The sequence below is a fragment of the bacterium genome (assembly GCA_040753555.1).
Classification (GTDB): domain Bacteria; phylum UBA9089; class UBA9088; order UBA9088; family UBA9088; genus JBFLYE01.
Map to the genome: position 1 here is coordinate 1 of JBFMDZ010000104.1, position 7,643 is coordinate 7,643.

At 35.6% G+C, this 7,643-nt stretch carries 7 protein-coding genes and 1 tRNA gene; 5 read left to right on the plus strand and 3 right to left on the minus strand.

Features of this window, described 5'->3' with window-relative positions:
• Window positions 1–177 precede the first annotated feature (177 nt).
• Window positions 178–930 carry a phosphatase PAP2 family protein gene (locus AB1630_08580; protein MEW6103848.1) on the minus strand — a complete coding sequence of 251 codons (753 nt, stop codon included), beginning with the start codon at window positions 928–930 and terminating at the stop codon, window positions 178–180.
• Between the two features lie 7 nt (window positions 931–937).
• Window positions 938–1,010, minus strand: a tRNA-Arg gene (locus AB1630_08585).
• Between the two features lie 56 nt (window positions 1,011–1,066).
• Here AB1630_08585 and pyrF point away from each other — a divergent pair.
• A complete protein-coding gene (gene pyrF, locus AB1630_08590) occupies window positions 1,067–1,756 on the plus strand; it encodes an orotidine-5'-phosphate decarboxylase (GenBank protein MEW6103849.1) in 690 nt (229 codons plus the stop codon).
• A 100-nt stretch (window positions 1,757–1,856) separates the two neighbouring features.
• On the opposite strand, the gene AB1630_08595 is transcribed toward pyrF, so the two are convergent.
• Window positions 1,857–3,143 (minus strand): anthranilate synthase component I family protein, encoded by a 1,287-nt coding sequence (locus AB1630_08595; protein MEW6103850.1) that lies wholly within the window; start codon window positions 3,141–3,143, stop codon window positions 1,857–1,859.
• A 107-nt stretch (window positions 3,144–3,250) separates the two neighbouring features.
• Between AB1630_08595 and AB1630_08600 the strand changes: the two genes are divergently transcribed.
• From AB1630_08600 to AB1630_08615, 4 genes are read left to right on the plus strand one after another with little or no spacing between them, the layout of a single operon-like run.
• The gene (locus tag AB1630_08600) at window positions 3,251–3,682 is read left to right on the plus strand and encodes a hypothetical protein (protein ID MEW6103851.1); all 432 of its coding nucleotides are present in this window, start codon (window positions 3,251–3,253) and stop codon (window positions 3,680–3,682) included.
• Window positions 3,683–3,684: 2 nt separating this feature from the next.
• Window positions 3,685–4,287 (plus strand): ATP-dependent Clp endopeptidase proteolytic subunit ClpP, encoded by a 603-nt coding sequence (gene clpP / locus AB1630_08605; protein ID MEW6103852.1) that lies wholly within the window; start codon window positions 3,685–3,687, stop codon window positions 4,285–4,287.
• Window positions 4,287–6,767, plus strand: coding sequence for a HEAT repeat domain-containing protein (locus AB1630_08610; protein ID MEW6103853.1), 2,481 nt, complete (start codon window positions 4,287–4,289; stop codon window positions 6,765–6,767). Before clpP ends, AB1630_08610 begins: the two co-directional genes overlap by 1 nt.
• Window positions 6,764–7,321, plus strand: a complete 558-nt coding sequence (locus AB1630_08615; GenBank protein MEW6103854.1) for a CDP-alcohol phosphatidyltransferase family protein — start codon at window positions 6,764–6,766, stop codon at window positions 7,319–7,321. Before AB1630_08610 ends, AB1630_08615 begins: the two co-directional genes overlap by 4 nt.
• Window positions 7,322–7,643 lie beyond the last annotated feature (322 nt).

A 7,643-nucleotide genomic window follows, 5' to 3' on the forward strand; every position in this document is an offset into this window, starting at 1 on the left:
CTTTTAAGTCTTTATAGCTTTGTATTTTTTCACCCATTCTCCCCTTTTTCTGTGAAACGGAGAAATTTCTCCCCTTCTTAAGATTCTCCCTTTCTCCCCTTCTCCCTCTCTCCAATTCATCCATTCTGCGTTTCTCTCTGTAATGACTGAATAGTTACCATTTATTTAGTTTTGCCATTAAAATTTATATGCTAACGAAAACCCTGTAGGAAAAATAGTGAGTGTTTTATCTTTTTCGCTATGCGAACTAACAATTGCTTTGGCTGTAAAATAGCCTATATAAGAGCCAAAAAAGGCATCACTAGCCCAATGGCAATTATCATTCACCCTTGATATGGCTGTTAATGTTGCAATGCTATATGCCAATGGTGAAATAACCCCTTTATACTCTGATGCGATCACCGTTGCTATAGCAAAAGCAGAACAGGAATGTCCTGAAGAAAAAGATAAATTAGAAGAGGAAAAACTCGGACCATCCCATGTGTTATAAGGGTCATCAGTGTTAGGCCTATGCCTGTGTCCAAGGAGTTTTATTATTTGCGTGAACATACCACTAACTACAAAGCTCTCTAAACTTAACAAGGAGGTCTCTTTTAGCTTTTCATTTTCAAAAAAATGACCATAAAAATAAAGACATGCCAAAGGTGGTAATGTGTACATTCCATCACCAAATGGTTTAGCAAAACTTGCAATTTTATCGCTTGTCTCATTTCTATTTTCTTGCGACCAATCTTGTATCTTGGAATCGCAGGCATATAACCCAACCGTTGCACCAACTACGAATGAAGCATTTATCAACTTTGATTTTTTTGGAGCAAGTATGCTTTTTGTATCTCGTATATACCCTTTAAAATAATCTTTATTTAATTCAATGCTATGGGATTTAGCGATTGCGGTTAATAATAAAAACACAATGAACCACTTTTTCATTTCTTATCACGCCTGGGCCGGTTCGAACGGCCAACCATCTGCTTAGAAGGCAGATGCTCTTCCATTTGAGCTACAGGCGCCTTTTAAAATTATACATTATTGCTTTTTGATTAGGCAAGATGCTAAAATTATAAGTATGAAACCAAATGAAAGGTTTATTGTTGCTTTAGACATTTTGGACTTTGAAAGAATAAAAAGCCTCGTAGATTCCCTTGATGACCTCTGCAAGATATTTAAGGTAGGACCTTCTTTATTTTTAAGGTATGGGAAAGAGATAATTGATTTTCTTAAAAAAAGAGAAAAAAGTATATTTTTAGACTTAAAGCTTAATGATATTCCAAATAGCATAGGTTGCGCTGTAAAAGAGGCTTCTGATATGGGGATTGATATGCTTACTATTCATACATTGGGCGGAAGGGAAATGCTTGAATGTGCTGTATCTAGCAGGAAAGGAAATCTTCCCTTGCTTCTTGGTGTAACTATTCTTACAAGCCTGGACAAGAATTGGTTTTCCTATATGAGGATTGATTTTACTATAGATGAAATGGTCTCTTATCTTTCTCTGATGGCAAAAGAGGCAGACTTTGATGGTGTAATTGCATCGGCTATGGAGATAAGGGAGATAAAAGATACCTGTGGCAAGGATTTTCTTGTTGTTGTCCCTGGAATAAGGCTTTTTGAATCCCTTGATGACCAAAAAAGAAAGGCAACACCAAAGGAAGCAATATCAAGCGGAGCAGACTATATTGTTGTTGGAAGACCAATAACAAATGCAGAAAACCCAAGGGAAATTGTAAGAAAGATTACAGAATCCCTTGTATACTAAACATCAATTGAATTTCAAGCAAACCATTTTTGTTTTAGCATAACACAAAAAAACCAATTTTATTTCAGTATATATGCCGTTATATGCTGAAAACCTATCGTTAGTCAACATACTTTGTAATACTCAATATCAATGCCTCTGCCTTATGTAAGGTTTCGTAATACTCAAGCTCTGGGTCTGAATCTGAAACTATGCCTCCACCTGCCTGGATATATGCTTTGCTATTCTTAATAATGATTGTTCTTATAATAATATTCAAGTCCATTTTGCCTTGAAAATCAATGTAGCCAATTGAGCCTGTATAAGGACCACGAAATGTTGGTTCAAGCTCCTCTATTATCTCCATACACCTCTTCTTTGGAACACCTGTAATTGTTCCACCAGGAAATCCTGCAATGATGCAATCAATGAAATCTTTATCATCTTTTAAAATTCCTTTAATATTTGATACAATATGCATAACATGGGAATACCTTTCAATTGTCATAAGCTCATCCGGTATCACTGTTCCATATTTACAGACCTTTCCAATATCATTCCTTTCAAGGTCAACAAGCATAATATGTTCAGCCCTCTCCTTTTCGCTTAATATAAGCTCTTTCTCAAGCTTTTTATCTATTCTTCCCTTTCCACGGGGTCTTGTCCCAGCAATGGGCCTTGTTTCAATAATACCATCGGATACCTTAATGAGCCTTTCGGGCGATGAGCTTACAATAAAAGAATCTCCAAGGTTTAAGAATGCAGAAAATGGAGATGGATTAATAGAAGAAAGGTTTTTATAGACAAACCAAGGATCCATATCAAGCTCACAACAAAGCCTCTGCGATAAATTTGCCTGATATATATCGCCAGCCTTTATATACCCCTTTGCCCTTTTTACCATTTCAATGTATCCTTTTTTTGTAAAATTTGATATAAAACGACCCCTTTTTATCTCCTTTGAAAATGGCACCTCCCTTTTTTTAATTTCTTTTCTTATCTCATTTTCATCTAGAGAAAGAATTTCCATTGTTTTTAGCTTATGGTCAAAAACAATGAGGTTTTTTGGAAAGATAAGGTATAGGTCTGGCATTCCAATGTCATCAATATTTTTTCTTGGCAGCTCCTCAATAAACCAGGCAAGATTATAGCCAAAATACCCAAAACATCCCTTAAATTCTTTATGTTTTTTTGCCCTTTTTAATACATCCCTTAAGATAAAAAATGGATTTCCTTTATAAACCTTTTCATTTATAAAAACCTTATCTTCCTTTGCTTTTATTGTAATAAAAGGGTCAAAGCCAATAAACGAATATCTTGCAACATTAAAGGGACCATTCATACTCTCAAGGAGAAATGAATCCTTTATATTTCTAAAATGGGAATAAACATACTTTGGGCTTATCAATTTACCATTTTATTTTATCATAATTTTTTGTTTTTTTGCTATTATTTAAAAAATCCCTTGAAAAATTATCCCTTTAGTTTGTATAATAAATGTAAGGTGATGAAATTATGGTAGTTAATGCTATTGAGCCAAATCAAGGATATGTTTCCGAGATACCAGGAGAGGTAGTAGAAAGGACAAGCGCCTCTGTAAGGGCAGAAATGCCTCAAGCAGAGACACCAGGACCTTCTCGCTCTCCAATGCCTGTATCAGACATTGTCGAATCAGACCCTGCTATGTCTGTTTATACAAGCCAAATATATCAGCAACAGCAGGCATATTTTGATATGGCAAGAAGGATTGAGATAGGTGCGGTTGGCATTGGTGGGCAAGACCATGGCGTCTTACCACCACCATTTGAGGTATCTCTATTGCGACCTGCAGAGAGCCTTATAAGCCTATCAAAGGATGGATGGAGGGGGATTCTTCCTTATAACCCTTACACCTATCACAATTTTATGTGGAAACAGCCACAGGAGCAAATATCTATAATTTGGTAAAGATGGAAAAATTACAACTTGTTCCTATGGTCATAGAGCAAAGCCCAAGGGGAGAAAGGGGGTACGATATATTTTCAAGGCTTCTTAAGGATAGGATAATATTTTTAGGCCTTCCAATTGACGATGAAATATCAAATATAATAACAGCCCAATTGCTTTATCTTGAGGCAGAAGACCCTGAGAGGGATATAGACATTTATATCAACAGCCCAGGGGGAATAGTTACAGCTGGGCTTGCCATTTATGATACAATGCAATATATAAAATGCAATGTTTCAACCATTTGTATTGGCCAGGCAGCATCAATGGGAGCCTTGCTCCTTTCAGCAGGAACGAAGGGAAAAAGGTTCGTCCTTCCCCATGCAAGGATTATGATTCATCAGCCCTTGGGTGGAGCACAAGGGCAAGCCACAGATATAGGGATTCAGGCAAAGGAAATTTTAAGGGTAAAGGAGGAGATAAACAGAATTCTTGCAAAACATACAGGTCAAAAGCTTGAAAGAATTGAGGAAGATTCAGATAGGGATTTTTATATGTCAGCTGAAGAAGCTGTAGAGTATGGAATAGCTGATCAAGTTTTTGCTTCTCGTAAAACCAAGAAGTAGTGGACCTCAATAAAATTGTCAAAAACCTTTCCGATAAATCCCCAATTTTTGGAAAAGGAAGAAGAAAAAAGGCAATAGAAGAGCTTTCTAAAATAGGGACAAGTGAGGTAGTTCCCTATCTTGTTTTAAGCCTTTCTGACCCTGATGGTGATATAAAAAGGCTTGCTTTTTCTTCCCTTTGCCATCTTTCCAACACATCCGCAATTGATTACCTTTGCTCTAATTATCTTAAGGATAGAAATGAAAAGGTATGGGAGATAATTACAACAAGGGGCTTTGCACCCTCATCTTCTAAAGAAAGAATCCTTTTTTTTATAAAAACAGGACAAACCGCAAAGTGTATTCCTCCATCTTCTCCTGATATTCCAGTTCTTATTGAAATGCTGGAAAACTCTGAAACCAAAAATGATGCTACAAGAATCCTCTCAAGCATTAATGACGATGCTATGAAAGAAGAGCTTTTTAACAGCCTCTTTTTAAACTGGCAAAATTCCCTTTTCTCATTTCTTATAAATACAGGCTGGACTCCGCAAGATGATGGAAAAAGGCTCATATTCCATTTATTTTTAGGAAGGGATGAAGATGCTTTATTTATTGAAAAGAGAAGAAATGGATGTTTTATTGCAGGCTATAAATCCCTTGGATTAGAGGGAAAAAATAAACTAATAGACATTCTTGTTAAAAGACCTTCTATTTCAAACCTTCTTTATAGCCTTATCGCTTTTGAAAATTCACTAGAAATTATGAGCTCTATTTTTAAACTTATTATTGAAAACAAGCTGAAAGAAACGCTTGTTTTCTTTCTTAAAAAAAGGGATGAAGATTTTATTATAAAAATTTTAAGCAGAGTTTCTATTTCTAATGAAGACCTTTTTGAGATAGGGCTTATAAAAGGAGGACTTATTTTATGTATGGTATATAATTGCTTAAAAAATAAAGGATTTAGAACAAACGAACCCCTTATTCTTGAATTTATGGAATATGTAGGAAAGATTGAGGATGAAATTTTAAGGATAAATATAGATGCTTTATCAGCAAACAATAAAATGGAGATTGTATCTATTCTCTCTAAAATTAAGGATGAAAGGGCAATAGATAGCCTAATTAAGCTTCTTAAAGACCAGAGTTGGAGAATAAAAAGGCTGGCAGCTAATTGTCTTGTTGAAATTGGAGGAAGTAAGGTTTTGTCTTGTCTTATTGAGCTATTTAAGGAAAAGGATTGGGCTTTAAGGGTTATATGTGGAGAGGTATTGGCGAGACTGGGTCAAGAAAAGGTAATAGAATTTCTTATTAAGGCACAATCAGATGAAACATTGGCGGTTTCTGAAGAGGCTTATATATCTTTGGCAAAAATTTCCTCTCCTTTATCCTGTGATGTCTTCATTAAGGCATTAAGGCATAATAACATAAAGATAAGAAGGATAGCAGCTACAGGGCTTGGAAAAATAGGAGATAATAGTGCAATAAAACCACTTATTAGGGTATTAGATGATAGGGATGATATAGTAAGATTGCAGGCATCATATTCACTTGCAAATATTGGAAAAAAGTATGGTATAACCCTTTCAATAGAAGGGAAGGGTCTATATATCAAAGAAGGAATTATAAGGGCTATCGGCATTAAAAAGGAAGAACAGCATATAAACTTTCTCATTTTTTCTCTTAACGATAATGATTTCAAAATTAGGAGGGAGGCAATTAAAAGCTTAAAAAAGATAGGAAAACCAGAATTTATTAAGCCATTAATTAAGATGCTTGCAGATGAAAAACTTGAGGTAAAAAGGGAGGCATCCATTGCTCTATGCAGGCTTGGTGAAGAAAAAGGATTTGGCATTCTTGTGGATGGAATAAGGAGTAAGAATTGGCGTGTTCAAATGCAAATAGCTCATACAATGGGAAATTATACCACAGAAAATAGAGAAAGGGCTCTTAAGCTCCTTGCTGAGCTAACAAAAGACTCAAATCCACAGATAAGGGCGGCTTCTATTATTGGCATTGGAATGATGAAGGACGAAAAATTTACACCGACCCTTCTTATGGCATGGACACAGGAGAGAGAGCCCGGGATAAAAAAGAGAATAATAACATCCCTGATTAACATTGGCTCTCTGAAGGGACAAAGGGCGTTTATCCTTGGTTTATCAGACAAAAGCGAAGAAATAAGGGCAGCCTCTGCGTATGGGTTTTCTAAATTAAAGATAAAGGAGGGTTTTGCTATACTTATTGAAAAAATTGATGATAATAGCCCAAGGGTAAGAAAAAGCATATTTTCATCCTTAAGAAGGCTTGTTGATGAATTTGGGATGGAAATTGCTGAAAAAAATCTTGTTTTACTTGATAAAAAAATAAGAGAATTGGGTGATGTCCAAAGGGATGCGTCTGAGATGACAGAAATTTTACTCCTTCGTCTCTCCCTTGCGGTATTGAAATATAAAAAAAAGTCGGAAGTCGGAAGTCGGAAGTCGGAAGTCAGCTTATGATAAGCAATTTTGGAAGAAGGTATACATTTGTTTTAGACCCGTTTGTTTTTATTTTAAAAAAGGTAGGGGTAAGTGCAAATACATTAACTATTTTAGGCTTAATTATGTGTATAGCCTCAGGTTTTTGTTTTGGAATAGGAAATTTTGTTTGTGCAAGCCTCTCTCTTCTTGTTGCTGGATTGCTTGATATACTTGATGGAAAACTTGCCAAGATAAGTCAGGGACCCTCAAACTTTGGTGCATTTTTGGATTCATCCCTTGACAGATATGGCGATTCTTTTGTATTATCTGGTATTATTTATTATTATAGAGAAAACCCTATTTTGGTTATTGTAGGCTTATTGGCCCTGATGGGTGCTTATCTTACAAGCTATATCAAAGCAAGGGCAGAGAAATGGATTGAAATGAATGTTGGTATCTTGGAAAGATCAGAGAGAATTATTTTGCTTATTATTGGAGGATTAACAAGGATGGATATAGCCTTGTGGATACTGGCAATTTTTGGTAATATAACCGCAATCCAAAGGATTGTCTATGCAAAGAAAAAATTGTAAATTGCAAATTGTAAATTGCAAATTGTAAATTGAAGGTGGATAAAATTTACAATTGAGCGAAGCGAGAGGTTTAAGGTTTGTAGTTTGGGTAAGAAAAATTTTCTTGACAAAGGTAGTTAGGATTTTTTACACTTTAGTAAAGTGAAGCGGCAAATTATTTTTATATTGATGACCTCTTGTGTCTTAGGCATAAACCCTCCGGTGGTAATAAATGAAGGGGTGAATATCTCTCCCAATGTCTCTTTAAGCAAGCTATCGGGTGATAACCAGCAAGCCCTTGTAAATACAACATTAGCACAATCCTTTATTGTCAAGCTAAGCT